The organism is Amycolatopsis sp. NPDC114505 (assembly GCF_055633615.1).
This window is the reverse complement of the sequence record NZ_JBVKDV010000001.1, coordinates 1,322,294-1,347,278: the sequence shown is the minus strand read 5'-3', so window position 1 is coordinate 1,347,278 and position 24,985 is coordinate 1,322,294. Positions and strand designations below refer to the sequence as shown.

Here is a 24,985-nt window from a genome sequence, read left to right as displayed (position 1 = left end):
GCCGCGACCTAGGGTTGTCTGGTGCGACGGCTGAGTCTCTGGATGCGTGCCCACCCCATGGCGGGCGACACGGTGCTCGCCGTCCTGCTCGGCTTGGTCGACATGCTGTTCTTCGTCGCCGACGGCTTCGCCGAACTGCCGGAGCTGCCGCCCTGGTACGTCGCCGTGCCGATCAACATCGCCATGGTCGCGCCGCTGGTGTTCCGGCGGAAGTCGCCGCTGTGGTCGGCCTACGTCGTGCTGGTCGTCAGCATCGTGCACGCGACGCTGATGCTCGGCATCGGCAGCGTCGCCGGGCTGGCGATGAGCATCTACTCGGTCGTCGTCTACGCCGGGCGGCGGCAGGGGCTCGTGTTCGTCGGCGCGGTCATCGTCTCGTCCGCCGTGCAGCTGGCGCTGGGCCCGAGCGACGAGCTCGTCATCTCGGTGCTGTTCCTCGCGTTCGGCATCGCCCTGTGCTGGACGCTCGGCGAGTTCGTCGGCGCCCGGCGCGCCTACGACGTGGAAGTGGAGGCCAGGTTGCACCTGCTCGAAACCGAACGGGACCAGGCCACCCGGATCGCGGTGGCCGAGGAGCGCGGGCGGATCGCGCGTGAACTGCACGACGTCGTCGCGCACGCGGTGAGCGTCATGGTGGTGCAGGCCGACGGCGCGTCGTACGCCATCGAGAGCAACCCCGAGCTCGCCCGGCGGGCCCTGCAAACGATTTCCGAGACCGGCCGCGGCGCGCTCGGCGAGCTGCGGCGCCTGCTCGACGTGCTCCGCAGCGACGACGCCGACGGCGAGCCGCGCGTGCCGCAGCCCGACGCGCACGCCCTCGTCGAGCTGGCCGACCGGATGCGCACCGCCGGCGTGCCGGTGGAGCTGGAGACCAACGAGCTCGGCGACCTGCCCGCGGGCGTCTCGCTGGGGATCTACCGGATCGTCCAGGAGTCGCTGACCAACACGCTCAAGCACGCCGGCCGCGGCGCGACCGCGGCCGTGCGGGTGCACCGCACCGGCGACCTGGTGGAGGTGCTGGTGTCCGACGACGGCGCCGGCCGGCTCCCGCAGCTGACCGCGGCCGGCGGGCGGCTGCCGGGCGGCAACGGCTTGATCGGCATGCGCGAACGCGCGCACGTGTACGGCGGGACCCTGGACGTGGGCCCGGCTCCGGGTGGTGGGTGGCAGGTCCGCGCGGCCCTGCCGGTTAGGTTGGACAAGTGATCCGTGTCGTGGTCGTCGACGACCAGGAACTGATGCGCGTCGGGTTCCGGATGGTGCTGGGCGCGCAGGCCGACATCGACGTCGTCGGCGAGGCGGGCGACGGCGCGCAGGCCATCAAGATGGCCGAGGAGCTGCGCCCCGACGTCGTGCTGATGGACGTCCGGATGCCGGTGCTCGACGGCGTCGAAGCGACCAAGCGGATCGTCGCCGCCGGCACCGCGCGCGTGCTCGTGATGACGACGTTCGACCTCGACGAGTACGTCTACTCGGCGCTGCAGGGCGGGGCGAGCGGGTTCCTGCTCAAGGACACCCAGCCCGGCCACCTGGTGTCGGCGCTGCGGGCGGTCGCCTCGGGCGACGCGGTCGTCTCGCCGTCGGTGACCCGGAGGCTGCTCGACCGCTTCGTCGGCACCGGCGGCGCCCCGATGCGCGACACCGCGGAGCTGGACGTGCTCACCGACCGCGAGCGCGAGGTGCTCGTGCTGATCGCCAAGGGCATGTCGAACCTGGAGATCGCCGAGACGCTGTTCCTCTCCGAGGCGACGGTGAAGACGCACGTCGGGCGGATCCTGGCGAAGCTGGAGCTACGAGACCGGGTGCAGGCCGTGGTGCTGGCCTACGAAACCGGCCTCGCGCGCCCCGGCTTGGCTTGAGCTTCAGCGGAAGTCGTCCGGCGGGGTGGTCACCGGGTCCTTGCCCGCGTGGCGGACCTCGGTGAGCCAGCGGCCGAAGTCCGGCCGGTCGCCGTCGACGTCCGTGTAGCCGTACTCCTTCATCAGCGTCCACGACGCCAGCGTCTGACCGGCGAAGCGCGCGACGTCCGGGTCCTGCGCCAGGGCCGCGACGCCGCGCGCGAGCAGGTACGGCGTCTCGGAGATCTTGAAGTCGACCGGCGCGATCTTGCCGACGGCGTCACGCCAGTTGTCCTCGGTGACCTCGAAGACGTCGAGCATCGACTCCGACCGCAGGAAGCCCGGCGTGACGGCGAGCCCGACGCAGTCGTTCTTCTTCAGCTCGACGCCCAGCGCCCGGCCGAGCGCGCGGATGCCGCATTTCGCCAGGTAGTAGGGGAGACCCGCGCCGACGTAGTCGTCGTTGTCGCCGTCGGTCACCTCGAGCACCAGCCCGCGGCGGGCGACCACCAGCGGCAGCAGCTTGTGCAGCGCGATGAGGTGGGTGTCGAGCGCGTTGTGCGTCAGGTTCAGCGCGTCTTCGAGCGGCGTCTCCCAGAACGGCGCGTCGAAGTGGAAGAACATGTCGCCGCCCCAGACGTCGTCGACCAGGATGTCGATTCCGTCCACTTCGGACTCGATGCGCGCCTTCAAGGCGTCCACATCGGACACCGACGTGAAGTCGCAGCGGACGACGACGGCCTTGCCGCCGGCCGCCTCGACGAGTTCACCCGTCTCTTCGATCGTTTCCGGACGCTTCAGCGGTGACGCCGTTTCGCGCGTCGTGCGGCCGGTGACGTACACCGTCGCGCCCGCGCGGCCCAGCTCCACCGCGATCGCCCGCCCACAGCCCCGGGTCGCTCCGGTGACCACGGCTACCTTGCCCTGCAAACTCATGCGTCCTCCCGTCCCCGCCACGCGGACAGCACCGCGTCGACGTCCTCCGCCAGCCGGTCGGCCAGCCGCCCGTGCGGCCGGATCGACCAGTCGATCGACACCCCGTTGATCACGTCCAGCACGACCCGGGCCGCGCGCGGCACGCTCGGCGCGTGCGGCAACGACGAGGCCGCCGCCCGCACCAGCCGCCGCAGCTCTTCTTCGACCGCCGTGAAGTGCTCGCCCAGCAGCGACCGCAGCACCGGGTCGCCGATGTCCACGCCGAGCTGGCCCAGGTGGTTCGCCGCTTCTCCGGCGTCACCCAGCACCTCGTAGACCGACACCGCGGCGGCACGCAGGCCGTCGACCGGGTCGTCCGCCCGCTCGGCGCGCTCGCGCATCAGCTCGACCGCCCGCTGGGTGTTGCGCCGGCTGACCGCCTGCAGCAGGCCGCTCTTCGAGCCGAACCGCTGCGCGACCGTGCCGACCGAAACCCCGGCCTCCGAAGCGACCTGTGCGAGCGTGAAACCGGGGCCGCAGCGGCCGATCACGGTCTCCGCCGCACCCAGCAAGCGCTCGTCGGTGATGCTTCTCGGCCGGGCCACCCAGTTATTGAACCACAGTTCATTAATGCCGTCGAATCAGGGTCGTCTCAGGGTCATCACGGATCGCGCATCGGCCGAAGAGCCAGCAAGGTACTACTCAGGTAGGGGGCCCGGTTCGGTCTCCAGGGTGACGCGCGAACCGGCTCCGACCCGCGACGATGAACGCGTCGTAAGCGAGGGGCGGAAGAGGAGCAGTCATGATCGAGGCAACCGGCCTCACCAAGCGGTACGGAAAGACACTGGCGGTGAACAACCTGTCGTTCTCCGTGGCCGCGGGTCAGGTCACCGGCTTCCTCGGCCCGAACGGGGCGGGCAAGTCCACCACCATGCGGATGATCCTGGGCCTGGACAACCCCACGGGCGGTCAGGTCACCATCGGGGGCAAGAAGTACCACGAGCTCAAGGAACCGCTGCGCACCGTCGGCGCGCTGCTCGACGCGAAGTGGGTGCACCCCAACCGCTCGGCGCGCGCCCACCTGCAGTGGATGGCGAAGTCCAACCGCATCCCGGACGCCCGCGTCGACGAGGTGCTCGACACCGTCGGCCTCACCAGCGTCGCGGGCAAGCGCGCCGGCGGGTTCTCGCTCGGCATGTCGCAGCGGCTCGGCATCGCGGCCGCCCTGCTCGGCGACCCCGAGGTGCTGCTGTTCGACGAGCCGGTGAACGGCCTGGACCCCGAGGGCATCCTCTGGATCCGGAAGTTCATGCACCGGCTGGCCGAAGAGGGCCGGACCGTCTTCGTGTCGAGCCACCTGCTTTCCGAGATGGCGCTGACCGCGAGCAACCTCGTGGTGATCGGCCGCGGGCAGCTGATCTCGCAGTCCTCGACCGAGGACTTCGTCTCCCGCGCCGCGGAGAACACCGTCAAGGTGCGCTCGCCGCAGCTCGCCGAGCTCCGCGAGGTCCTGCACCGGGCGAGCGCCGGGGTCGTCGAAGAGGGGAACGCGCTCGTGGTGTCCGGGATGGACAGCGACAAGATCGGGGAGATCGCCGCGTCCAACCGGATCGTGCTGCACGAGCTGAGCCCGCAGACCGGCTCGCTCGAGCAGGCCTTCATGCAGATCACGGGCGACTCCGTCGAGTACCACACCGGTCTCGACGCCGAGGCGCAGCACGTGCTCGAGTCAGCCAAGTAAACGGGGAAACCAAGATCATGAACCTACTCGCGGTCGAACGCATCAAGCTGTTCAGCACCCGCTCGCCGTGGTGGTGCGCGCTCATCACCCTGGTCCTGGCCATCGGCTTCTCGGCCATCATCGCCGGCGCGACGTCGGCCGACTCCCAGCTCACGACGTCCGCCACGCTGTTCGGCGGCACCCAGTTCGGCATCGCGGTCGTGATGGTGCTCGCCGCGCTCGCGGTGACCACCGAATACCGCTTCAACACCATCCGCACCACGTTCCAGGCGGTGCCGCACCGCTCGCCGGCGCTGATCGCCAAGGCGGTCGTCGTCGCGCTGGTCGGGCTGGTGATCGGCGAGATCGCCGCCTTCGGTGCCCTCGGTCTCGGCATGCTCATGCGGCCGAACGACGGCCTCGGCCTGCACACGTCGCAGGACTGGATGAACGTCGCCGGCCTCGGCCCGGTGTTCGCCATCAGCGCCGTGCTCGCCGTGGCGCTCGGGATCCTCATCCGGCACAGCGCCGGAGCCATCGCACTGCTGCTCATCTACTACTTGGCCGTAGAGGAGCTGGTGCAGCTGATCCCGAAGATCGGGCACACCATCCACGAGTGGCTGCCGTTCAACGTGGCGAACAAGTTCCTCCGCGGCTCGGCGGTCGTCGACGGCCCCCCGCCGTCGGACTCGCCGCTGAGCCCGGGCTGGGCGCTGGCGTACTTCGCCGGCATCGCGATCGTGTTCCTGCTCGTCGCACTCGGGGTTGCGAAGAAGCGGGACGCCTGAGGGGAAACAGGGGAAATAGGGGAAAGAACGGGAGTCCGGGTCGCGCTGTCGGGGGGCGACCCGGACTCCCGTTTCCCGATAGGCTCGACCGGTGATCGAAGCGAACGCACTGACCAAGCGGTACGGGGACACCACCGCGGTCAACGAGCTGACGTTCACCGCGCGGTCGGGGCGCGTCACCGGCTTCCTCGGCCCGAACGGCGCCGGCAAGTCCACGACCATGCGGCTGGTCCTCGGTCTCGACACGCCCGACGCGGGCACGGCGCTCATCGACGGCGTCCCGTACCGGCGGCTGGAAGATCCACTCAGGACGGTCGGCGCGATGCTGGACGCCACCTGGCGCCACCCCGGCCGCAGCGGGCGTGACCACCTCCGCTGGCTGGCCGCGACCAACGGCATCCCCGAGAAGCGCGTCGACGAGGTGCTCGCGCTGGTCGGGCTGACCAGCGCCGCCGGGCGCCGCGCCGGGCAGTACTCGCTCGGCATGCTGCAGCGGCTCGGGATCGCCACCACGCTGCTCGGCGACCCGCGCGTGCTCCTGTTCGACGAGCCGGTGAACGGCCTCGACCCCGAGGGCATGGCCTGGATCCGGCAGCTGCTGCACGCGCTCGCCGCCGACGGCCGCACCGTGTTCGTCTCCAGCCACCTGCTGCCCGAGATGGCGCAGACCGCGCAGGACCTGGTCGTGATCGGCCGGGGCCGGCTGATCTACCAGGGCACGATGGACGACTTCGTCGCGCGGACGAGTGAACACGGCGTCCGGGTGCGCACCCCGCACGCCGACGAGCTGCGGGCCGCGCTGACCGGGCAGGCGGAGTTCACCGAGGCCGACAGCGCCTTCGTGGTGTCCGGAATGGACAGTGACCGGATCGGGCAGCTCGCCTTCGACGCCGGCGCGACGCTGCACGAGCTGAGCCCGATCACCGGCTCGCTCGAGCAGGCCTACCTCGACCTCACCCGCGAAGCCGTCGAGTTCGCCATGCCCGCCTCGCCTGCTGCGTCTGCTTCGGAGGTCACCCGATGACCACGGCCGCCAACCTGCTGCGTGCCGAGCGCATCAAGCTCTTCAGCACCCGGGCGCCGTGGTGGTGCCTGGCACTGGCGCTCGCCGCGCCGCTCGGCTTCACCGCGCTGTTCTTCGCGCTGGCCGGGCCGGAGATCCCGCCGACCGTCGGCAACACCCAGCTCGCGAGCGGCAACGGCCGGACCGTGCTGGTCGTCCTCGCGATCCTCGCGACGGCGGCGGAGTTCAACTGGGGCACGATGCGGCTGACGTTCCAGGCCGTGCCGAGCCGGGTGCCCGCGCTGCTGGCGAAGGTCGTGGTCATCAGCGCGGTCGGCGCCGGGCTCGGGCTGCTCGTCGGCTTCGGCTCGTGGGGCCTGGCGACGCTGGTGAACCCGGACGCGGACCTCGCGCTGCACTCGGGGGCGGAGTGGCGCTCGGTGCTCGGGCAGAGCCTGGTCTTCCTGCTCGCGGCGGTGGCCGGCGTCGGCGTCGCCCTCCTGCTGCGCAGCATCGCCTTCGCCCTGACCGCGGTGCTCGTCTGGACGCAGGTGCTCGAAGCCGTGGTGCTCTTCATCCCCGGCATCGGCAAGCACATCTACCAGTGGATGCCGTTCCACGCGGCCGACCAGTTCGTCGGCGCCGGCGGGTTCGGCGCGGGTGCGCTGCAGCTGCCGGCGGCTCCGCTCGGCCCGTGGGGCTACCTCGGTTACTTCGCGGCGATCTGCGTTGCACTCTTCGTGGCCGGGGTGCTCGTCACGGCGAGGCGCGACGCCTGAGCGTGACCGTCATCTCATTACTGCAAAAAACTGCGTTAAGAGAAGATGAAGAGCCTGTGGCTTCTCTCACAGGCACCGGACATAATGCTATGACCAGGCAATATTCGTAAGAGAGCGCACCGGAACCGTCTGAACTCCCCTCTGGAGGTGAATCTTGACGGTGGACACCGGGCAAGAATTGGGTGGCACCATTCCCCGAGCTCGCGTCGAAGACGACGCGCCCCGGCTCGAACCCATGCTGGACCTCGAATGGTCGCGGGCGATCGACCTCCCGCAGGCCGCCATGGCGGCGACGACGCCCGCCGAACTCCGCCGGGCGTGGGTGCACCGCGCGCCCGAAGACCGTGTCCTGGCCCTGTTCCGCGCTTCGGCCGGGATGGCGGGGCAGATCCCCGCGCCGTGGTGGCTGCGGGCGGTGGCCGACGGCACCCTCGATTCGCGGGAACAGGGTTTCCGCGTCGAGGACCGCATCGCGCAACTGCTCGGCAGGCGGCCGGGCTGGGAATTCGTCCCGTGGGCAGCGGACGGCGAATCCGGCTACTGGGAGTTCATGCCGTCCGAACGCGGGAAATCGGGACACGCGATTCCCACGACGGTGATGAACACCGACCGCCACCCCGGCTGGATCGACGTCCTGCCCGCCCACAGCGGGCCGACGCCGGACCCGATCCCGATCGCCGGGCTGGCCGGCCTGCGGTCTCGTCTCGGGGAGCTCGAAGCCGTTCGTTAACCTCGGTGAGTGGAGAACCAGGACCAGCCCCGGCTGCGCAGCGTCGTCAGCTTCGTGAAGCGCGGCGGCCGGATGACCGTCGGGCAGCAACGCGCGTGGGACGAGCTGTGGCCGGAAGTCGGCCGCACCGTCGGCGAGCTGCCCGACGGGAAGCTGGACTTCGCCGCGTGGTTCGGCCGTGAGGCGCCGGTGCTGGTCGAGATCGGCTCCGGCATGGGCGAGACGACGTCGCAGCTGGCCGCCGCGGCGCCGGAGCTGAACTACGTCGCGGTCGAGGTCTACGACCCCGGCCTCGGACAGCTGATGCTGCGCGCCGAAAAACTGGGCGTCGAGAACCTGCGGCTGCTGCACGGCGACGCCGTCGTGCTGCTGACCGAGCACGTCGAGCCCGGGTCGCTGCACGGCGTCCGGCTGTTCTTCCCGGACCCGTGGCCGAAGAAGAAGCATCACAAGCGGCGGATCGTGTCGCCGTCGTTCGCCGCGCTCGTGGCGTCGCGGCTCGCGCCCGGCGGCACCTTCCACATGGCGACCGACTGGGAGAACTACGCCGAGCAGATGCTCGAGGTCTGCTCCGCGGAGCCGGCGTTGAAGAACCGGTACGACGGCTGGGCGCCGCGGCCGGAGTGGCGGCCGGTGACCAAGTTCGAGCAGCGCGCCGACGTCGAAGGCCGCGTCTCGCACGACCTCATCTTCGAAAAGCGGTCGTGAGTGAGAAACAGTGTTAGAACACTGTTTCTCACTCACGACCTCCCTCTTACCCCCGGTGCTCGCCCCTCCCCCGACAGAGGGGCGAACGTCCTATTCGTCGGCCAGCGGTTCCGCCTGCACCCGCTTGAGGGCTGGCGTGCAGACCGACGCGCCGAGCAGGGCCACCCCGACCCCGAGCACCACCGGCGCCAAGATCCACGGGCTGAGCACGATGCCCCGCTCGTCGACCATGCTGAACAACCCAACACCGACGAGTACCCCGACGATTCCCGCACCGATGGTGGCGACCAGCGCGGGCAGCGCGGCCTCCATCCGCAACGCCCTCGCCAGCACCCGCACCGGCGTGCCGGCGGCCATCAGCGCCCCGAACGTCCGGCGGCGGTCCATCACCGATCCCGCGGTCGCGACCGCGGCGCTGCAGCCGGCCAGGATTCCCGCCGCGACCAGCCCGATCACCGTGACGCGGCGCAGGTCGCCGAGCTCGGTCTGCTGGTTGAACAGGTACTGGTCGCGGCTGCCGATCTCCTCACCGGCGGCCGGGCCGGCCAGCGCCGTCCGGACGGTCTCGCGGTTCGCGTCGGTGGTCGGCGCGACCACGGTGACGTACTTCGGCGTGACGCTCGCGGGCAGCGCGGCCGGGTCGACGATGAGCGAACCCGAGAGGTCGGAGTCGCCGTAGTGGACGGCCTCCACCCGCGTGCCCGACATCGGTGCCGCGCCCGGCGCGTCGTACTCGGTGGTGAGCTTGTACTGCGCCAGGTCGAGCGCCGTGTCGCTGTAGATCGCCGGCCCGCCGGCGCACATCTCCGGCTTGATCCCGAACCGCGTCAGCTTGACCGCGTCCGCGCAGCTCATGACCAGGCCGCGCTGGACCGTGCGGTTCCCGCCGTCGCCCTTGGCCAGGTAGATCTCGCCGACGGCGACCGCCCGTTCGGACTGGCCGTACTTCGCCAGGGAGGCGTTGGCCTGGTCGACGATCTTGCCCGCGTGCTCGGCGTTGGTGTCGACGTAGACCACGGAGTCCTGGAACGACCGCCCGCCGCCGGCCATCGACTCGAACGTCGGCAGCAGCGTCAGCGCCATCGACCCGGCGAACACCGCGAGCACGATCCCGGCGGACGCCCGGTAGGCGCTCTTCGGGTCGTCACGCAGGCGGCGCCCGGCGAGCAGTGAGGACGGCCGGCGCCAGATGCGGACGAACGTGCCGCCCACCGCCGACGTCACCCACGGCCCGACGATCGCGGCCGAGCCGACCAGCAGGAACAGTCCCGCCATGACCATCGTGATGCCGCCGGAGTCCTTCGCCGTCGTCACCGCGACGAGGAAGAACAGCCCGGCCGCGGGCAGCGCCAGCAGCCGCCACCAGTGCAACGGCTTCTTCGTGTGGCCGCCGGTCGCGAACAGCGGGTTCTTGAGCACGCGGCGCAGGCCGAGGATCCCGGCCAGCACCACGAGCACCGGGATGGCCACGGCGATGAACACCGTCAGGCCGACCGGCAGCGCGAAGTCGGACGCGAGCCAGGTGCCACCGGCCCACGGCACGAACGACGCGAGGCCGTGCAGGGCCGGACTGATCAGCAGGCCGAGCACGGCGCCGATGCCCGCGGACAACGTCGTCTCGGCGGCCACCATGTTCGTGACCTGCCCCGGGGTCGCCCCGGCCAGCCGGATCGCGGCGAGCCGTCGCTCACGCCGGGCCGCGGTCAGCCGCGCCGACGACGCGACCAGCACCAGGCTCGGCACCAGCAGCACGATGATGCCGACCCAGGACAGCAGCATGAGCAGGCCGTCCGCGCTCGCCTTCCCGGCGGGGAAGCCCGCGATCGGGTCGGCGCGCACCGGCATCGCGTCCGGCGTGTGCCCGACGAGCGCGACGAGCTGCTCCGGGTAGCGGAGGCCGTCTTCGCCGAGCGCGCCGACGGGCTTGCCGAACCGGTCGCCGAGCCGGTCGGCCGGGTTGGCCTGCAGCAGCCGGCCGAGCGCGGGCGAGACCACGGTCTCGCCGGGCCCCGGCAGCTGCGGCACCCCCGCCGGCAGCTGAACGGACCCAGGCGTGGCGCCGCCGGTCAGCGCGACGTCGACGCGGATGATCTCCTTCCCGTCGAAGTAGTCCTTCGACGAGCTGTAGAGGATCTTGGCCGGGGCGTCGCCCGCGAGGCCGCTGTAGAAGTGTTCGCCCTGCCAGAGGGCACGCTGCTCGCGGTGCTGCGTGGCGAACGGCAGCGTCGCCAGCAGCAGCACCAGCCCGGTCGCGACGGCCACCCCGATCGCGGTGAGGATCGCCGACGTCCGGGTCCGCCGGTCGACCTTCAGCACCCGCAGGGCGATCTGGAGCGAGTTCACGCCGCCTGCCTCGTCGCGATCAGGCCGTCGCGGATCGCGACGGTCTTCGGCATCGACTCGGCCAGCTCGCGGTCGTGGGTCACCACGAGCACCGCGGCACCCGTCTCGTGGGCGGCGCCGAGCAGGGCGTCCATCGTGTCGCGGCCGGTGCGCGTGTCGAGCGCGCCGGTCGGCTCGTCGGCGAAGATCACCTTCGGCCGGTGGGTCAGCGCCCGTGCGATCGCGACGCGCTGGGCCTCGCCGCCGGACAGCTCACCGGGGCGGCGGCGCTCCTTGCCGGCCAGGCCGAGGCGCGAAAGCCAGACGCGGCCGGCGTCGATGGCCTCCTTGCGGCCGAGCCCGGCCAGCAGCGAAGGCAGCGCGACGTTCTCTTCGGCCGACAGCTCTGCGACCAGCATCCCCGACTGGAAGACGAAGCCGAACTCGGTGCGGCGCAGCTCGCTGCGCTTCTTCTCGCCGAGGTGGTCGATCCGCTGCCCGGCCAGGAAGATCTGCCCGTCGTCGGCCCGGAGGATCCCGGCCAGCACGTGCAGCAGCGACGTCTTGCCGGAGCCGGACGGACCGACGATCGCGACGGCGTCCCCCGGCTGGATGTCGATGTCGATGCCGGCCAGGGCGTACTGCGCGCCGTAGCGCTTCACCAGCCCACGGCCGGACAGCACCGGCCCATTCGTCCACTGTGGAGTGTTCGGGTCCACGAGGTTCTCCCTGTCGGTTCGGATCTTGATGCCGATGAGCTTCGCGGAGATCCGGGGGTGTCCACTTCGGGCAGACGGCCAGTCACGCGGGGTGCCGCATCGGCCGATCGGCCGAGGAAGTGCGGGCCACTCGGCCAAGGTGCGAACGCGGGCGGATCCTCTAACGTCACGTTGTGACCGCCGCGCCCCCGCCGAACACGCTTTACGCACGCACCGCCGCTCTGGTGCGGCGCATCGGCGTGCCCTCGGCCGTCCTGTACGCCGCCCTGCTCTTCGACGTCGTCTTCACGACCCAGGCGGCCCTCGACGACAACGGCCCGAAGTTCGTCGACTTCGGGCTGCTCCCCGGCATCTTCGCGATGACGGCGTGCGCGGTGTGGGCCCAGAAGCGCGCGGCCGTCGCGGGCGTGACCGGCGCCGGGGTGCTGGTGTTCTCCACCCTCTTCATCCACGCGTTCCACGTCCCGCCGTACTCCAGCGTGCTGCCGAAGGTGACCATCACCGAGGTCGTGGCCGGGGTCCTGATGGTCTACTACGTGACCCGCCGGGCCCGGGCGGGTGTGGCGTTCTGCGTGGTCAGCGTCCTGGTCGCCGGGGGCCTCGTCGCCGTCTTCGGCCGGTACCGGGGCGTCGGCGAAATCGACGGCGGCACGGCGTCCCAGGGGCTGCTGTTCGGCTTGCTGCTGCTCGCCGGCGCGGCGGTGCCCGCCATCGCGGCCCGGGACCGCGGCCCGAAGCGTGATCCGCGGAAGCGGAAGCTGCAGCGGGCGAACGAGCTGGCCATGGGGCAGTGGCCGTTGGTCGGCCTGCTCGGGTTCGCGCTGCTGTTCGAGTTCGGCTACACGTATTCGAGCAACGCCCGCGGGTTCCCGATCCTGTTCTGCTCGCTCGTCGCGGCCGTCATCGCGGTGCTGTCCCCGCGGCGGCCGGCGGACGCGCTCCTCGGCATCACCGGGATGCTGCTGCTCTCCGCGGTCGTCACGCCGTTCCTGCACCTGCGCTACGACTACCCGATGCCGGGCGGCGTGCCGTTCGTGCAGGTCATCGCCGGGATGGGCGTGGTGGTCAACCTGACCCGCGCCCGCGGGCTGAACCAGGCGTGGCCGCGGATCGGCCTGCTCGCGGCCGTCGTCGCGCTCGGCGCGATCCTCAACTCGAACCAGCCCCGCGGCCTGCAGAGCGACCCCCAGACGCTGTCGATCCTGGCCTTCGCCGCGGCGCTGCTGCTCGGCATCTCGATCGCCGTCGGCCTGATGCTGCGGTCGCGGGACTCCGAGCGCACCACGGTCGTCCAGTCGGCGGTGGCCGACGCGCAGACCGCCGAGCGGATGGCGCTGGCCCGCGAGCTGCACGACGTCGTCGCCCACCACGTCACCGGCATCGTCGTGCAGGCGCAGGCCGCGCGGATGATGGCCGAGAAGAACCCGCAGATCGCGGTCGAGGCGATGGGCCGGATCGAGAACGCCGGGGTCGAGGCGCTCGCGGCGATGCGGCGGCTGGTCCGCTCGATGCGCGGCGACGCACCGTCCGGGTCGACCGAGTTCAGCGAGCAGGCCACCACGGACCTCGGCGCCGACCTGCGGAAGCTGGTCGAGACCGCCAACCACGGCGTGCCGACGTCGATGCACCTCGACCTGCCGCCGGACCTGCCGCACGAGGTCGGCCGCTCGGCGCTGCGGCTGGTCCAGGAGTCGCTGACGAACGTCGGCAAGCACGCCTCGGACGCGACGGACGCGTTCGTCCTGGCCGAAGTCGTGTCCAATGCCGCCTCCGCGGGAGGGAGTGCGTCGGCGGGCGGCTCCGAGCTCCACCTGCGGGTGACGGACAACGGCCACGAGACGACGCGACGGCCCGCCGGCGGGTCGGGCGGCTACGGTCTGGTCGGGATGCGCGAGCGCGTCGCACTGCTCAAAGGACGGCTGTCGGCCGGGCGCGGCCCGGACGGTGGCTGGCGGGTCGAAGCGTGGCTGCCGCTGGCCGCCGGGGAAGGGGACGAGTGATCCGGGTACTGATCGCCGACGACCAGGAGATGGTGCGGATGGGCTTCCGCATGATCCTGGACGCGCAGGACGACATCGAGGTCGTCGCCGACGTCCCGGACGGCGTCTCGGCGGTGGCGAAGGCCCGCGAGCTGCGCCCGGACGTCTGCCTGCTCGACATCCGCATGCCCGGCCTCGACGGGCTCGAGGTCACCCGCCAGCTGGCCGGCCCGGACGTGAGCGACCCGCTGAAGGTGGTCGTGGTGACGACGTTCGACCTGGACGAGTACGTCCACACGGCGTTGCGCAACGGCGCCCACGGCTTCCTGCTGAAGGACGCGGGCCCGGCACTGCTGATCGAAGCGGTCCGCGCGGCCGACCGCGGCGACGCGCTGGTCTCGCCCCAGATCACCATCCGCCTGCTCAAGCACTTCGACGGCGGCCCGGCTCGCTCGAAGGCGTCGCCGCCTTCGGAGCCGCTGACCGCACGGGAGATGGATGTCGTCAAGGCAGCGGCGCGCGGGCTGACGAACACGGAGATCGGGTCGGAGCTGTTCCTGTCGCTGTCCACGGTGAAGACGCACCTGGCTTCGGTGCAGGGCAAGATCGGCGCCCGCAACCGCGTGGAAATCGCCGCCTGGGCGTGGCGGAGTGGAGTCGTGTCGTAATCGAGGGTGCGTAGTATCCAGAGATGCAACGCCGTTTCCACGCCCCTGTCGTTCTCCCCGCCGACCCGTCGTGTTCGCTCCTGCGTGACGCGGTCGTCGATGTGGACTCCGATGGGCGCATCTCCTACTGCGGACCGGCGGCCACCGCCCCCGAGTCCGCCGCACCGGTCACCACCCTGACCGGCATCCTGCTCCCCGGCCTGGTCAACACGCACGCGCACAGCCCGATGACGCTGCTGCGCGGCATGGGCGGCGACCTACCGCTGCTGCCCTGGCTCAACGAGATCATCTGGCCCGCCGAAGCGAAGCTGCGGCCGGAGGACGTCCGCACCGGCATGCTGCTGGGCTCGGTCGAGATGCTGCGCCACGGCGTCACGACCAGCGCCGAGATGTACTTCGAAGGCGAGCAGCTGGTCGACGCCGTCCTGACGACGGGCGGGCGAGTGCTGGTCGCGCCGCCGGTGATGGAGCTGCCCGGCCTCGACTGGCGCGCCCAGCTGGCCGCGATCGAGCGCTGGATCGACACCGACGGCCTCCGCTTCGGCCCGGGCGACCGGATCGAGCTGGGCTACGGCCCGCACTCGGCGTACATGCTGTCGGAAGAGGGCCTCCGGGCGACGGCCGAGTCGGCAGCTTCGCGCGGCGCGTTGATCCAGATCCACGTCGCCGAGGCGGCTGCGGAGGACACTGAGGTTCGCTCGGTGCACGGCTCAGTGCCCGCTTTGCTGCAGAAGCTCGGCATGCTCGACGGCCGGGTGCTCGCGGCGCACGCGATCCACCTGTCGGACACCGACATCGCGTTGTTCGCGGCGCACGGCGTCGGGATGGCGCACTGCCCGGGCTCGAACGCAAAGCTCGCTTCGGGCATCGCGCGTGTCGCGGACTTGAGTGCAGCGGGGGTCGCGGTCGGCCTCGGCACCGACGGGCCGGCGTCCAACGACGACATCGACCTGTGGGAAGAGCTGCAGCTCTCGGCGATGTTCGCCCGCCTGGCAACGGGCGACTCGACGGTCCTGAAGGCCGCGGACGCGTTCCTGATGGCCACCCGCGGCGGCGCGGCGGCGCTGGGTCGGGACGACATCGGTGCGCTGGAGCCGGGCCGGTGGGCCGACCTGGTGCACATCGACCTCGACGACCCGGCCTTCGCGTGCGGCATCGACGTCCCGGACGTCCAGCTGCTGTCGAACCTCGTCTGGGCGGCCGGCTCGCGGCGAGTCCGCGACGTGTGGGTCGCGGGCGAGCAGGTCGTGGCCGACGGCGAGTCGCTGAAGGTGGACCGGGCGAAGGTCCAGGCCGGGGTGGCCGAGACCGCCGCCCGCCTGCGGGCTTGATCCACAGGCTTGTGCGGATGTGGACAACTCCGGGCCGGAAGCCTCGGCGCGCCGGTTTTGTCCGCCACCGCCGGTAAACTGGGCATGGGCACGCCCCCCAGGGAAGGGCGGGGCCTGCCTGGTCAGCGCGGGCGGAGGATGACCTCCGTCTGGTGGGCGTCCGGGGTGGCCGATACCGCGGTGGTGACCGCGGTCGCCACCGAGTCCGCCTTCAGCAGGTGCGATGTGTCGTAGTCGCGGCCCTCGCCCTTGAAGATCTCCTGCTGCATCTCCGTGTCCGTGCGGCCGGGGTACACGGAGGTCACGCGGATCTCGGGCTCCTCCTCGCGCAGGGCGTCGGCGAAGGCCCGGACGGCGAACTTGCTGGCCGCGTACGGCGACCAGCCCGGACGCGCGTTGCGGCCGGCGCCGGAGTTGATCACGACGACGTGTCCGCGGGCCGCGCGCAGGGCCGGGAGCAGCAGGCGGGTCAGCTCGACCACGGCCAGGGTGTTGACCTCGAAGTTGTCCCGCCAGGCTTCGGCGGACGCGTCCTCGATGCGGCCGATACGGGCAACGCCGGCCGAGTGGACCAGGACGTCGAGCGACGCGATGTCCGCGACAGCGCGTTCGAGCGAAGCCGGGTCGGTCAGGTCCACCGGCCACGGCTTCGCGCCCGGAAGCTCCTTCGCCAGCGCGTCGAGCGCGGTCACGTCCCGGCCGCCGAGGAGGACGCGGTGCGTCGGGGCGAGCTGGTGGGCCACCGCCTTGCCGATGCCGCGGGAAGCTCCGGTCACGAGGGCGAGAGGAAGATCGGTCATGCCCCAACCGTAACGGCAGCGCGGCGACTGGCTCGGGGTTCGGCGGCGGGCCGGGTCTCCGCTAAGCGGGAGCGAAGCCGGCGTCCACCGAGCCGTCGTCGCGATGGCCCTTGCCCAGCTGGCGTGGGTCCGCGCAGCCCGTCGCCGGGTCCGCGTCCGAGTCCTTCACGTCGTCGCCCGCGTCCTTGCCGGTCGGGTGCTTGCCGTCGGCCGAGAAGCACACCTGGTAGCTGTCGTCTTCTAGACCCGTGAAGGCGTAGGCGCCGTCCGGGCCGGTGACCACGCTCGTGCCTTTGTTCAACGTCACCTTCACCCCGGCCAGGCCCGGCTCGCCGGCGTCCTGCAGGCCGTTGCCGTTGGTGTCCGACCAGGCGAAGTCGCCGATCCGGTTCGTCGGCGGGGCCAGCCCGAGGTCCACCGTGAAGTCTTCGCGCGCCGTGCCGCCCAGCGTGCGCGGTGCGGTGCAGCCGTCCGGGTCCGCGTCGGAGTCCCGATCGTCCGGCGCCGCGTCCTTGCGGGTCACCGTGAAGTCCGCCGGGACGGCGAAGCACACCTGGTAGGTGCCGTCCTTCAGCTTCTCGAAGCCGTACTTGCCCTTGTCGTCGGTGGTCGCGGTGCCGACCGTGCCGCCCGCGCCGTCCTTCAGCGTCACCTTCACGCCCGCGACGCCCGGCTCGTCCGGGTCCTGGATCCCGTCGCGGTTGCGGTCGTTCCACACGAAGTCGCCGATCTTCGCGATCGCCGGCGGCGGCAGGACGGTGATCGTCGCCGACGCCGTCTTGTCGCCCAGCGTGCCGCCCGCGTACTTCACGCCGGTGACCTTCGCCGTGTTGACGTGCCCGGTGTCCGCGACCGTCAGGTTCGGGTGGTCGCAGGTCAGCTGCTTGTTCGCGCCGCCGGCCAGCGTGAACGGCTCGAACTTCCCGCTGCACCACGGGTCCTGCACGGTGATCCCGGTGAGGTCCTGCGTGCCTTCGTTCGCCACGGTGACGCGGTAGTGCGCGGTCTCGCCGGCGGTGACCGTCGCGAACGGGCCCCACGCGCCGGTCGCCGGGTTCTGCACTTCCTTCTTCACCGAGTACGCGGCGAGCTGCAGGCCGACGCAGTCCCAGCGCAGCCGTTCGGCGCTCGTCGTGGCGAAGAACTTCACCGTCGCCGCCTTCGCCGGGGCCGTCGCCGCCGGGAAGTCCTGCTTGGCCAGGGTGCCGTCGCCGGCGTTGTGGTCCGCGACCAGCTTGGTCTCCTGGACCTGGGCGCCGTTGACGTCGAAGAAGCGCAGGCCCGTCGCCGGTCCGCCGCTCGGCAGGTAGGAGCCGGTCGACACGCTGAGCGTGTACACGCCGCCGGGCACGAACTTCTCGGTCGAATAGGCGGTGCTGGCCTTGCCGTCGGGCGTCTGGATCACCGCCGACCGCTGCCCGTCGACGGCGAAGGCCTGCTCGGTGAGCAGCCTCGGCGCCTTCGTGGCGGGAGTGCCGGGCGGGACCGGCGCGGCCGGGGTGAAGACGTAGGCGTCCGGGGCGCCGTTGCGCGCGGTCTCCTCGACGCTCGGGTTCGCCGCGATCCCGCCGCACGCGGGCGCCGGGTCCGCGGTCGCCGCGGGTACGACCGTCCCCGAAAGCGCCACGACCGTCACTGCCACCACGCGCGCCGAACGGATCATGCCTCGACTATGACGCGGCGCCCGGGCCCGCACCGGCCGAGAAGCGTCCACTTAAGAGTGAACCTCGGCCGGTGCGGGCCCGGTGCGTCAGCGTTCGCCGATCCGGCCGGGCAGCCCGGAACGGCCCTTCTTCCACACCGAGACGAGCGACGGCCGCGGCTGTGCGGTGCCGCCGTCGGGCCAGTGCGACGTCGGGTTCGCCGAGCTCGCCGCGTTCTCGCCCGGGTGCTGGACCGCGACGAGCACCACGTGGTCGGTGACGTTCGGGCCGCACGTCTCGGCGCCGACGGGCACCGAAAGGAACTGCTTGACGTGGCCGCGTTCCGGCCCGGTGACCGGTACCGAGAACAAGCCGTCGTTCGAGCCGAGCGCGTTGCCGTCGGTGGAGATCCAGAGGTTGCCGTGCCGGTCGAACGTGACGTTGTCCGGGCACGAGATCGGGCTGACCTTGGTCTTGTCGAAGCCGCCGTAGTAGGTGTCGGCCGCGGCCGGGTCACCGCAGACGAGCAGCAGCCGCCAGGAGAACTTCGTCGACGCCGCGTCGCCGCGGTGCTCCTCCCACTCCAGGATCTGGCCGTTCCGGTTGGCCACGCGCGGGTTCACCTCGTCGACGCCGGCCTTGCCCGCCGCGCCGCGGTCGCTGTTGTTGGTCAGCGCCGCGTAGATCCGGCCGTTGACCGGGTTCGGCTCGATGTCCTCCGGCCGGTCCATCTTCGTGGCGGCGACCTTGTCGGCGGCCTGCCGCGTGAAGACGTAGACCTCCTCGGCGGTTAATCCGTCTACAAAGGACTTGTTGCCGCTCGCCAGCGGGATCCACTCGCCGGCGCCGTCGAACTCGCCGTCGGCCGGGAGCTTGCCGGTGCCGTCGATCTCGCCGGGGCTGTCGCCGGTGAAGCGGGCGACGTACAGCGTGCCGTCGTCGAGCAGCGCCGAGTTGTGGCGACGCGCGTGCGCGCTCTTGCCCGGCTTGTACTTGCCCTTGGAGACGAACTTGTAGATGTACTCGAACCGCTCGTCGTCCCCGGTGTAGGCGGCGACGCGGCCGTCCGCGGTGATCTTGATGTTCGAGCCCTCGTGCTTGAGCCGGCCGAGCGCGGTGTGCTTGATCGGCGTCGACGTCGGGTCGTTCGGGTCGATCTCGACGACCCAGCCGAACCGGTTCGGCTCGTTCGGCTCCCGCGCGACGTCCCAGCGCTTGTCGAACCGCTCCCACTTGCGGGTGCTGGCGCCGGTGCCGATCGCGTACCGCTTCAGCCGCGCGGCCTCGACCGGGTCGGTGACCTGCTCGGAGTTCGCGAAGTACTGGTGGATGTTCTCCTCGCCGGAAAGCACGGTGCCCCACGGCGTCACGCCGCCGGAGCAGTTGTTCTGCGTGCCGCGGACCTTGCGCCCGCTCGGGTCGGCCGACGTCTTCAGGTACTTCGAGCCGGCGGCCGGGCCGCGGACCTCGAAGACCGTGTCGAGCGTGATCCGGCGGCCGTACCGGCTGGGGACGACCTCGAGGCCGCCGCGGATCGGGTCGCGACGGGTCAGCAGCACCGAAAGGCCGTGCGCCGCCCAGGCGATCTTCACCTGCTCCTCGGTCGGGTTCGCCGGGTCGTACTGGTCGGCCGGGAACAGGTGCACCTCGGTCGTGTACTCGTGGTTGACGACGAGCAGGTTGGTCAAGCCGAGCGGGTCCTGGGGGATGAGCCCGACGAAGTCGTTGTTGTAGCCGAACTGCTTCGCCTGCGCGGCCGCCGTTTGCTTGGTGTAGTCGAACTTCGGCGCGCCCGCGACGACCGGGTCACCCCAGCGGATGACGACGCGCTGCGCGTAGCCGTCCGGGACGACGACGGCGTCGAGCTTGTTCGGCGGGACCGGGTCGAAGTCGGTGCCGGGCACCGGACGCGGGTGCGGCCGGTCGGCCGGCGCGGCGGCCGCGGTCCCGGACAGCGCCGCGAACCCGCCCGCCGCGGCGGCCATCACGGCTCCGGCCTTGAAGGCCCCGCGGCGGGAGATGTCCTTCACGACGTCGCCGAAGTACTCGTTCCCGGACTCGTTCGGCTCGGGGTGGGCACAGGCGTTGCCGCAGCGGTATTCACAGGTGATCGGGGAGCGGCCGCCGGGGTGGGCCGGGAACAGCGGGAGCAGGTCGGGCACGAAGGCCTCCATGGTGGGAGTTCGGGAACGAACCGACCGTAAGCCTCCCAAACCAGCCAATCCCGACATACAGGTGAACGGCCGGTGTACTGCTGCTCCGAACGGGCGCTGTCAGAACTCTTCGCCGACGAGTGCCGCTTCCTTCGGCACCGCGTGCGGGTCGGCCTGACGCTCCCGCAGCGAGAGCAGCCCGCCGGCGATCACGCACAGGACGGCCGAGGCGACGAACGGCGCCTGCGGCGAGCCGAACCACTCGGCGACGTGCCCGACGAGCGTCGCGGCGACGGCGCCACCGAGCCAGCGGCAGAAGTTGTACCCCGCGCTGGCGACCGGGCGCGGCGCGTCGCTGATCGACATCGCGGTGCCGGTGAACAGCGTGTTCAGCAGCCCGGACACCAGCCCCGAGACGATGATCCCGGCGACCAGCACCGGCTTGCTCGGCACGGCCAGGACCAGCATCAGCACGGCGTACCCGAAGACGGCGGCCGCGGCGGCGTGCCGCTCACCGAGCTTGGCGGCCAGCCGCGGCGCCAGTGCGACCCCGGCGACCGCGACGCACAGGCCCCAGCCGCAGAAGATCAGCCCGACGGCGATGGCGCTCCAGCCGAGGACGAACGGCGACCAGGCCAGCACCGCGAAGAACGCGGCGGTGTACAGCGCGGACGCGACGGAGGTGCGCAGCAGACCGCGGTGCTTCAGCGCGCGGATCGGGTCGAGCAGCTTGATCGGATCGCGCTTCTCGTGCTTGTCGCTCTTCAGGAACACCGCGCACAGCACGAGCGCGCCGGCCATCAGGACCGCGGTGCCGAGGAACGGGCCGCGCCACGAGATGCTGCCGAGCAGCGCACCCAGCAGCGGACCGACCGACAGGCCGACGCCGAGGGCGGCCTCGTAGAGCAGGATCGCGCCGGACTGGCCGCCGGTCGCGGCGCCGACGATCACCGAAAGCGCGGTCGCGATGAAGAACGCGTTGCCGAGGCCCCAGACCGCGCGCAGCCCGACGAGCTGCTCGATCGAGCCGGCAGCCGAACACAGCGCGGTGGCGGCGACGATCAACGTCAGCCCCACCAGGACCGTGCGCTTGGGCCCGAACTTGGCGCTCGCCGCGCCGGTGACCAGCATCGCGACGACCTGGACGCCGAGGTACGACGAGAAGAGCAGCGTGACCTGCGACGGCGTCGCGTCCAGGCCCTTGGCGATGGACAGCAGGATCGGGTCGACCAGGCCGATCCCCATGAAGGCGATGACCGCGGCGAACGCGGTGATCCACACCTGCTTGGGCTGGCCCTTGACGGCGTCCAGCAGGCTCGAGTGGTGTTCAGCGCTCATCGCTGATCAGTTCCTCCTTCTTGGTGTCAACGAGCAACTTGGCGAGAGCCGGCAGGGCGGCTTCGATCGCAGCGCGGTCGGCGTCGTCCATCGCGATCAGCCGCTCGCGGAGGAACTCCTCGCGGGCGGCGACCATCTCGGCGTAGAAGCGACGACCCTCGTCGGTGACGTCCACGAGCACCGCGCGCCGGTCGGCGGGATCAGGCGTGCGGGTGGCGAGGCCGAGGCGTTCGAGGCGGTTGACGACGTCGGTCATCGACGGCAGCTTGACCCGCTCGAACTCCGCCAGCGCACTCATCCGCCGCGGCCCGCCGTTGACGAGCTCGCTCAGCACCGAGCCCTGCGTGAGGGTCAGCGTCAGCTGCGGGGTCTGGCGGCGCACCTGGTGGTAGAGCCGGAAGACCAGCGGCCGCAGCCGGTGGGCGAGATCGGCGATCGCGGAAGTCACTTAGCTATGCTAACAAATATTAGTAAGGGTAGCTAAGTAACTCGGCTCACAAGCTACGCTCAGGAGATGGAAGCGGTGATCTTCGACCTCGACGGCGTACTGGTGGACTCGGAGCGCATCTGGGACGAGGTGCGCCGCGCGGTGGTCGCCGAGCACGGCGGCACGTGGCTTCCCGAAGCGACGCGAGCGCAGCAGGGGATGAGCACCCCGGAGTGGGCTCGCTACCTGGTGGAGGAGCTGGGCGCGCGGTTGTCGCCACCGGAGATCGCGACCGTGGTGGTCAAGCGCATGGCGGCCCGGTACGCCGAGGAGCCCCCGCTGATCCCGGGCGCGGTGGAGGTCGTGCGGCAGGTTTCGGCGCGGTGGCCGGTGGCGATCGCCAGCTCGTCGCCGGTGATCCTGATCAAGGGGTTCCTCGACGTGACGGGGTTGCCGGTGGGGGCGGCGGTGTCGTCCGAGCAGGTCGGCGCGGGAAAGCCGGCGCCGGACGTCTACCTGCGGGCGGCCGAGCTGCTGGGCGTGACGCCGTCGGCGTGCGCGGCGGTGGAGGACACGACGAACGGGCTGAAGTCGGCGTTGGCGGCGGGGATGGCGGTGTACGCGGTGCCGAACCCGCACTTCCCGCCGGATCCGGACGTGCTGAAGCAGGCGACGGCGGTGGTGGAGAAGATCACCGACTTGCCGGGTGCGCTTCCTGGGACGCCGTGACGGCGAAGCTCTTCGGCGGCGAATCCGGCTTCACGTCGGCGAGGTAGACCCGGTCCGGCCCCAACGTGCCGACCGCCCTGGCCTGGCTCAGGTCGCCGGCCGCGTCGAACAGCCGCAGCCCCGGCAACGCGGAGTCGACGAGGTAGACCGCCTGTCCCGCCGGGAGCGGGCCGCCGGTCTTGCCGACGTACCCGGCGCGCACGGTGGCCCGCGAGATCGGGACGCACGACGGCGACTCGATGCCGTACTGCGAGCCGCTCGCACCCCCGGTCACGTCCTTGGGCAACGCCTGGACGCAGAACAGCTTCCGGCCTGTGGGGTCGGAGGCGGTGACCGCGTAGGAAGTCCAGTTGTCCGTCTGCCCGACGAAGTCGGTGAGGGTCACCGGCTCGCCGCCGCCGCTCAAGGTCGCCGGCGGGATCACTTCCGGCTTCGCGAGCACGAACTCCTGCCCGGGGTTCGCCGGGGGGAGCGGAGCGGGGTCGGTGTTCACCCGCGTGGCGATCGAGACGCTGGTCAGCACCACCAGGACCGCGGCCAGCGGGGCGAGCCACACCGTCGCGCGGCGGCGGCGGGGCTTTCGCTGGCGCCGGACCTGCTCGGCCCAGGCCGCGTCGAGGTTCGGCGTGACCTCCTCGGCCTGTCCACGCAGTGCTTCGGCCAGCTTGCGTTCGAGGTCGGTCATCGCTCACCTCCCGGCTCGTCCCCCAGGTGCTTGCGCAGATTCTCCATCGCGTGGTGCGTGGTCGCCTTGACCGTGCCCGGTGAGATCCCCAATGTCTCCGCGATGCCCGCCGTGCTCAGGTCCAGCCAATACCGCAGTACGAGCACTTCGCGCTGACGGCGGGACAGCTTCCCCAGCACCCCGCGCAGCTGCTCGTGCTCCCAGTTGGCCACCGCCCTGACCTCGGCCGACAGCTCGTCCAGCGGCCGATCCTGCGGCGCGCGCCGGACGACCCGCAGGTGCCGCGTGCGCGACCGGGACATGTTCACCACGGTCGTGCGGAGGTAGCCCGCCACGCGCGTGTGGTCGGTCAACGTGTCCCAGCGCTGGTGGAGCTTGACGAAGGCCTCCTGCGCGACGTTCTCCGCGTCGTCCGCGCCGAGCAGGTGCGCCAGCCGTGTCATCTGGGCGAAGTACTCCCGGAACAGGTCGTGGAACGTCGGCGCGCCCAGGTCCCCCGGCGCGCTCTCGCCCACGCTCGCACTCACACCCCGCCAACGCGCACCCCGCCCCACCGGTTTAGTGCACCACGCGAAGAAGGCCGCCACCAGCGGTGACGGCCTTCTTCGACGATGAGTTCCTACCGCTCGATCTCGCCGCGGATGAACTTCTCGACGGCGTCACGCGCGGTCGAGTCGTCGTACTGCTCCGGCGGCGACTTCATGAAGTACGACGACGCCGACAGGATCGGGCCGCCGATGCCGCGGTCGAGGGCGATCTTCGCCGCGCGGACGGCGTCGATGATGATGCCCGCCGAGTTCGGCGAGTCCCACACCTCGAGCTTGTACTCCAGGTTCAGCGGCACGTCGCCGAAGGCGCGGCCTTCGAGGCGGACGTAGGCCCACTTGCGGTCGTCGAGCCACTGCACGTAGTCCGACGGTCCGATGTGGACGTTGCCCTTGCCGAGCTCGCGGTCGACCTGCGAGGTGACGGACTGGGTCTTCGAGATCTTCTTCGACTCGAGCCGCTCCAGCTCCTTCATGTTCAGGAAGTCCATGTTCCCGCCCACGTTGAGCTGCATCGTCCGGTCGAGCTGGACGCCGCGGTCCTCGAACAGCTTCGCCAGGACGCGGTGCGTGATGGTGGCGCCGACCTGGGACTTGATGTCGTCGCCGACGATCGGGACGCCCGCGTCTTCGAACTTCTTCGCCCACTCCGGGTCGGAGGCGATGAACACCGGCAGCGCGTTGACGAACGCCACGCCGGCGTCGATCGCGGCCTGGGCGTAGTACTTGTCGGCCACCTCGGAGCCCACCGGCAGGTACGACACGAGCACGTCGGCCTTGGCCTCGCGCAGCGCGGCGACCATGTCGACCGGGGTCTCGTCGGACTCCTCGATCGTCTCGCGGTAGAAGCGGCCGAGCCCGTCATGGGTGTGCCCGCGCTGGACGGTGACGCCGAGCGGCGGCACGTCGGCGATCTTGATGGTGTTGTTCTCGGAGGCGAAGATCGCCTCGGACAGGTCGCGGCTGACCTTCTTGGCGTCCACGTCGAACGCGGCGACGAACTCGATGTCGCGGACGTGGTAGCCGCCGAAGTCGACGTGCATCAGACCCGGGACCCGCGTGGCGGGGTCCGCGTCGCGGTAGTACTGGACACCCTGGACCAGCGACGCCGCGCAGTTGCCGACGCCCACGATGGCCACCCGAACGCGGCGGTTCTCGCCCATGG

General features: G+C 71.2%; 24 protein-coding genes. 12 read left to right on the top strand and 12 right to left on the bottom strand.

The window, feature by feature from the left end:
• Nucleotides 1-42: 42 nt before the first annotated feature.
• Together ACZ7OU_RS06805 and ACZ7OU_RS06800 are read left to right on the top strand one after the other, a co-directional pair.
• Nucleotides 43-1,206, top strand: a complete 1,164-nt coding sequence (locus ACZ7OU_RS06805; protein WP_470255891.1) for a sensor histidine kinase — start codon at nucleotides 43-45, stop codon at nucleotides 1,204-1,206.
• On the top strand, nucleotides 1,203-1,859 hold the full coding sequence (locus ACZ7OU_RS06800) for a response regulator (RefSeq protein WP_470240219.1): 657 nt from the start codon (nucleotides 1,203-1,205) through the stop codon (nucleotides 1,857-1,859). Before ACZ7OU_RS06805 ends, ACZ7OU_RS06800 begins: the two co-directional genes overlap by 4 nt.
• Before the next feature lie 3 nt (nucleotides 1,860-1,862).
• Here the strand turns inward: ACZ7OU_RS06800 and ACZ7OU_RS06795 are convergent, their stop codons facing one another.
• Both ACZ7OU_RS06795 and ACZ7OU_RS06790 read right to left on the bottom strand, forming a co-directional pair.
• Nucleotides 1,863-2,774 carry an SDR family NAD(P)-dependent oxidoreductase gene (locus ACZ7OU_RS06795; RefSeq protein ID WP_470240218.1) on the bottom strand — a complete coding sequence of 304 codons (912 nt, stop codon included), beginning with the start codon at nucleotides 2,772-2,774 and terminating at the stop codon, nucleotides 1,863-1,865.
• The gene (locus ACZ7OU_RS06790; protein WP_470254466.1) at nucleotides 2,771-3,358 is read right to left on the bottom strand and encodes a TetR/AcrR family transcriptional regulator; all 588 of its coding nucleotides are present in this window, start codon (nucleotides 3,356-3,358) and stop codon (nucleotides 2,771-2,773) included. Before ACZ7OU_RS06790 ends, ACZ7OU_RS06795 begins: the two co-directional genes overlap by 4 nt.
• A 197-nt stretch (nucleotides 3,359-3,555) precedes the next feature.
• On the opposite strand from ACZ7OU_RS06790, the gene ACZ7OU_RS06785 reads away from it, so the two are divergent.
• The 6 genes from ACZ7OU_RS06785 (at nucleotide 3,556) to trmB (ending at nucleotide 8,481) form a co-directional block, all read left to right on the top strand.
• Nucleotides 3,556-4,494 (top strand): ABC transporter ATP-binding protein, encoded by a 939-nt coding sequence (locus tag ACZ7OU_RS06785; protein WP_470254465.1) that lies wholly within the window; start codon nucleotides 3,556-3,558, stop codon nucleotides 4,492-4,494.
• A gap of 17 nt (nucleotides 4,495-4,511) precedes the next feature.
• The gene (locus ACZ7OU_RS06780; protein ID WP_470240215.1) at nucleotides 4,512-5,261 is read left to right on the top strand and encodes an ABC transporter permease; all 750 of its coding nucleotides are present in this window, start codon (nucleotides 4,512-4,514) and stop codon (nucleotides 5,259-5,261) included.
• 91 nt (nucleotides 5,262-5,352) lie between these two features.
• Nucleotides 5,353-6,285, top strand: a complete 933-nt coding sequence (locus ACZ7OU_RS06775) for an ABC transporter ATP-binding protein (RefSeq protein ID WP_470254464.1) — start codon at nucleotides 5,353-5,355, stop codon at nucleotides 6,283-6,285.
• Nucleotides 6,282-7,043, top strand: a complete 762-nt coding sequence (locus ACZ7OU_RS06770; RefSeq protein ID WP_470254463.1) for a hypothetical protein — start codon at nucleotides 6,282-6,284, stop codon at nucleotides 7,041-7,043. The genes ACZ7OU_RS06775 and ACZ7OU_RS06770 overlap by 4 nt, the downstream gene beginning before the upstream one ends.
• A gap of 178 nt (nucleotides 7,044-7,221) precedes the next feature.
• Nucleotides 7,222-7,773, top strand: a complete 552-nt coding sequence (locus ACZ7OU_RS06765; RefSeq protein ID WP_470255890.1) for a hypothetical protein — start codon at nucleotides 7,222-7,224, stop codon at nucleotides 7,771-7,773.
• A 9-nt stretch (nucleotides 7,774-7,782) separates the two neighbouring features.
• Complete coding sequence (gene trmB / locus ACZ7OU_RS06760; RefSeq protein ID WP_470254462.1) at nucleotides 7,783-8,481, top strand: tRNA (guanosine(46)-N7)-methyltransferase TrmB; 699 nt, start codon at nucleotides 7,783-7,785, stop codon at nucleotides 8,479-8,481.
• Nucleotides 8,482-8,571: 90 nt separating this feature from the next.
• On the opposite strand, the gene ACZ7OU_RS06755 is transcribed toward trmB, so the two are convergent.
• Nucleotides 8,572-10,824: an FtsX-like permease family protein gene (locus tag ACZ7OU_RS06755; RefSeq protein ID WP_470254461.1), complete on the bottom strand. Its 2,253-nt coding sequence runs from the start codon at nucleotides 10,822-10,824 to the stop codon at nucleotides 8,572-8,574.
• A complete protein-coding gene (locus tag ACZ7OU_RS06750; RefSeq protein WP_470240210.1) occupies nucleotides 10,821-11,522 on the bottom strand; it encodes an ABC transporter ATP-binding protein in 702 nt (233 codons plus the stop codon). Before ACZ7OU_RS06750 ends, ACZ7OU_RS06755 begins: the two co-directional genes overlap by 4 nt.
• Nucleotides 11,523-11,695: 173 nt before the next feature.
• On the opposite strand from ACZ7OU_RS06750, the gene ACZ7OU_RS06745 reads away from it, so the two are divergent.
• From ACZ7OU_RS06745 to ACZ7OU_RS06735, 3 genes are read left to right on the top strand one after another with little or no spacing between them, the layout of a single operon-like run.
• The gene (locus ACZ7OU_RS06745; RefSeq protein WP_470254460.1) at nucleotides 11,696-13,522 is read left to right on the top strand and encodes a sensor histidine kinase; all 1,827 of its coding nucleotides are present in this window, start codon (nucleotides 11,696-11,698) and stop codon (nucleotides 13,520-13,522) included.
• Complete coding sequence (locus tag ACZ7OU_RS06740; RefSeq protein WP_470240208.1) at nucleotides 13,519-14,169, top strand: response regulator; 651 nt, start codon at nucleotides 13,519-13,521, stop codon at nucleotides 14,167-14,169. Before ACZ7OU_RS06745 ends, ACZ7OU_RS06740 begins: the two co-directional genes overlap by 4 nt.
• A gap of 23 nt (nucleotides 14,170-14,192) precedes the next feature.
• Nucleotides 14,193-15,500, top strand: coding sequence for an amidohydrolase family protein (locus ACZ7OU_RS06735; RefSeq protein WP_470254459.1), 1,308 nt, complete (start codon nucleotides 14,193-14,195; stop codon nucleotides 15,498-15,500).
• A gap of 122 nt (nucleotides 15,501-15,622) precedes the next feature.
• Here the strand turns inward: ACZ7OU_RS06735 and ACZ7OU_RS06730 are convergent, their stop codons facing one another.
• The 5 genes from ACZ7OU_RS06730 to ACZ7OU_RS06710 form a co-directional block, all read right to left on the bottom strand.
• Nucleotides 15,623-16,300, bottom strand: coding sequence for an SDR family oxidoreductase (locus tag ACZ7OU_RS06730; RefSeq protein ID WP_470254458.1), 678 nt, complete (start codon nucleotides 16,298-16,300; stop codon nucleotides 15,623-15,625).
• A 61-nt stretch (nucleotides 16,301-16,361) separates the two neighbouring features.
• Complete coding sequence (locus tag ACZ7OU_RS06725; protein WP_470254457.1) at nucleotides 16,362-17,963, bottom strand: DUF7850 domain-containing protein; 1,602 nt, start codon at nucleotides 17,961-17,963, stop codon at nucleotides 16,362-16,364.
• A gap of 87 nt (nucleotides 17,964-18,050) precedes the next feature.
• Nucleotides 18,051-20,117: a PhoX family protein gene (locus tag ACZ7OU_RS06720; protein ID WP_470254456.1), complete on the bottom strand. Its 2,067-nt coding sequence runs from the start codon at nucleotides 20,115-20,117 to the stop codon at nucleotides 18,051-18,053.
• Between the two features lie 99 nt (nucleotides 20,118-20,216).
• Nucleotides 20,217-21,434 (bottom strand): MFS transporter, encoded by a 1,218-nt coding sequence (locus tag ACZ7OU_RS06715; protein WP_470240203.1) that lies wholly within the window; start codon nucleotides 21,432-21,434, stop codon nucleotides 20,217-20,219.
• Nucleotides 21,424-21,882: a MarR family winged helix-turn-helix transcriptional regulator gene (locus ACZ7OU_RS06710; RefSeq protein ID WP_470240202.1), complete on the bottom strand. Its 459-nt coding sequence runs from the start codon at nucleotides 21,880-21,882 to the stop codon at nucleotides 21,424-21,426. Before ACZ7OU_RS06710 ends, ACZ7OU_RS06715 begins: the two co-directional genes overlap by 11 nt.
• 66 nt (nucleotides 21,883-21,948) lie before the next feature.
• Between ACZ7OU_RS06710 and ACZ7OU_RS06705 the strand changes: the two genes are divergently transcribed.
• Entirely contained in the window at nucleotides 21,949-22,590 is a 642-nt protein-coding gene (locus ACZ7OU_RS06705) for an HAD family hydrolase (RefSeq protein WP_470254455.1), read from the top strand.
• On the opposite strand, the gene ACZ7OU_RS06700 is transcribed toward ACZ7OU_RS06705, so the two are convergent.
• The 3 genes from ACZ7OU_RS06700 to ACZ7OU_RS06690 all read right to left on the bottom strand — a co-directional run bounded on the left by ACZ7OU_RS06700 (nucleotide 22,553) and on the right by ACZ7OU_RS06690 (nucleotide 24,983).
• Nucleotides 22,553-23,275: a hypothetical protein gene (locus tag ACZ7OU_RS06700; RefSeq protein ID WP_470254454.1), complete on the bottom strand. Its 723-nt coding sequence runs from the start codon at nucleotides 23,273-23,275 to the stop codon at nucleotides 22,553-22,555. The genes ACZ7OU_RS06705 and ACZ7OU_RS06700 overlap by 38 nt on opposite strands.
• The gene (locus ACZ7OU_RS06695) at nucleotides 23,272-23,802 is read right to left on the bottom strand and encodes an RNA polymerase sigma factor (RefSeq protein WP_470254453.1); all 531 of its coding nucleotides are present in this window, start codon (nucleotides 23,800-23,802) and stop codon (nucleotides 23,272-23,274) included. The genes ACZ7OU_RS06700 and ACZ7OU_RS06695 overlap by 4 nt, the downstream gene beginning before the upstream one ends.
• A 92-nt stretch (nucleotides 23,803-23,894) precedes the next feature.
• Nucleotides 23,895-24,983, bottom strand: a complete 1,089-nt coding sequence (locus tag ACZ7OU_RS06690) for an inositol-3-phosphate synthase (protein WP_470240198.1) — start codon at nucleotides 24,981-24,983, stop codon at nucleotides 23,895-23,897.
• Nucleotides 24,984-24,985: the final 2 nt, after the last annotated feature.

Excerpts from the sequence above, each read along its gene's own strand:
- ACZ7OU_RS06805 (WP_470255891.1), top strand. The coding sequence starts at position 43 with ATGCGTGCCCACCCCATGGCGGGCGACACGGTGCTCGCCGTCCTGCTC.
- ACZ7OU_RS06795 (WP_470240218.1), bottom strand. The coding sequence starts at position 2,774 with ATGAGTTTGCAGGGCAAGGTAGCCGTGGTCACCGGAGCGACCCGGGGC.
- ACZ7OU_RS06785 (WP_470254465.1), top strand. The coding sequence starts at position 3,556 with ATGATCGAGGCAACCGGCCTCACCAAGCGGTACGGAAAGACACTGGCG.
- ACZ7OU_RS06780 (WP_470240215.1), top strand. The coding sequence starts at position 4,512 with ATGAACCTACTCGCGGTCGAACGCATCAAGCTGTTCAGCACCCGCTCG.
- ACZ7OU_RS06770 (WP_470254463.1), top strand. The coding sequence starts at position 6,282 with ATGACCACGGCCGCCAACCTGCTGCGTGCCGAGCGCATCAAGCTCTTC.
- ACZ7OU_RS06735 (WP_470254459.1), top strand. The coding sequence starts at position 14,193 with ATGCAACGCCGTTTCCACGCCCCTGTCGTTCTCCCCGCCGACCCGTCG.
- ACZ7OU_RS06730 (WP_470254458.1), bottom strand. The coding sequence starts at position 16,300 with ATGACCGATCTTCCTCTCGCCCTCGTGACCGGAGCTTCCCGCGGCATC.
- ACZ7OU_RS06725 (WP_470254457.1), bottom strand. The coding sequence starts at position 17,963 with ATGATCCGTTCGGCGCGCGTGGTGGCAGTGACGGTCGTGGCGCTTTCG.
- ACZ7OU_RS06720 (WP_470254456.1), bottom strand. The coding sequence starts at position 20,117 with ATGGAGGCCTTCGTGCCCGACCTGCTCCCGCTGTTCCCGGCCCACCCC.
- ACZ7OU_RS06715 (WP_470240203.1), bottom strand. The coding sequence starts at position 21,434 with ATGAGCGCTGAACACCACTCGAGCCTGCTGGACGCCGTCAAGGGCCAG.
- ACZ7OU_RS06705 (WP_470254455.1), top strand. The coding sequence starts at position 21,949 with ATGGAAGCGGTGATCTTCGACCTCGACGGCGTACTGGTGGACTCGGAG.
- ACZ7OU_RS06700 (WP_470254454.1), bottom strand. The coding sequence starts at position 23,275 with ATGACCGACCTCGAACGCAAGCTGGCCGAAGCACTGCGTGGACAGGCC.
- ACZ7OU_RS06690 (WP_470240198.1), bottom strand. The coding sequence starts at position 24,983 with ATGGGCGAGAACCGCCGCGTTCGGGTGGCCATCGTGGGCGTCGGCAAC.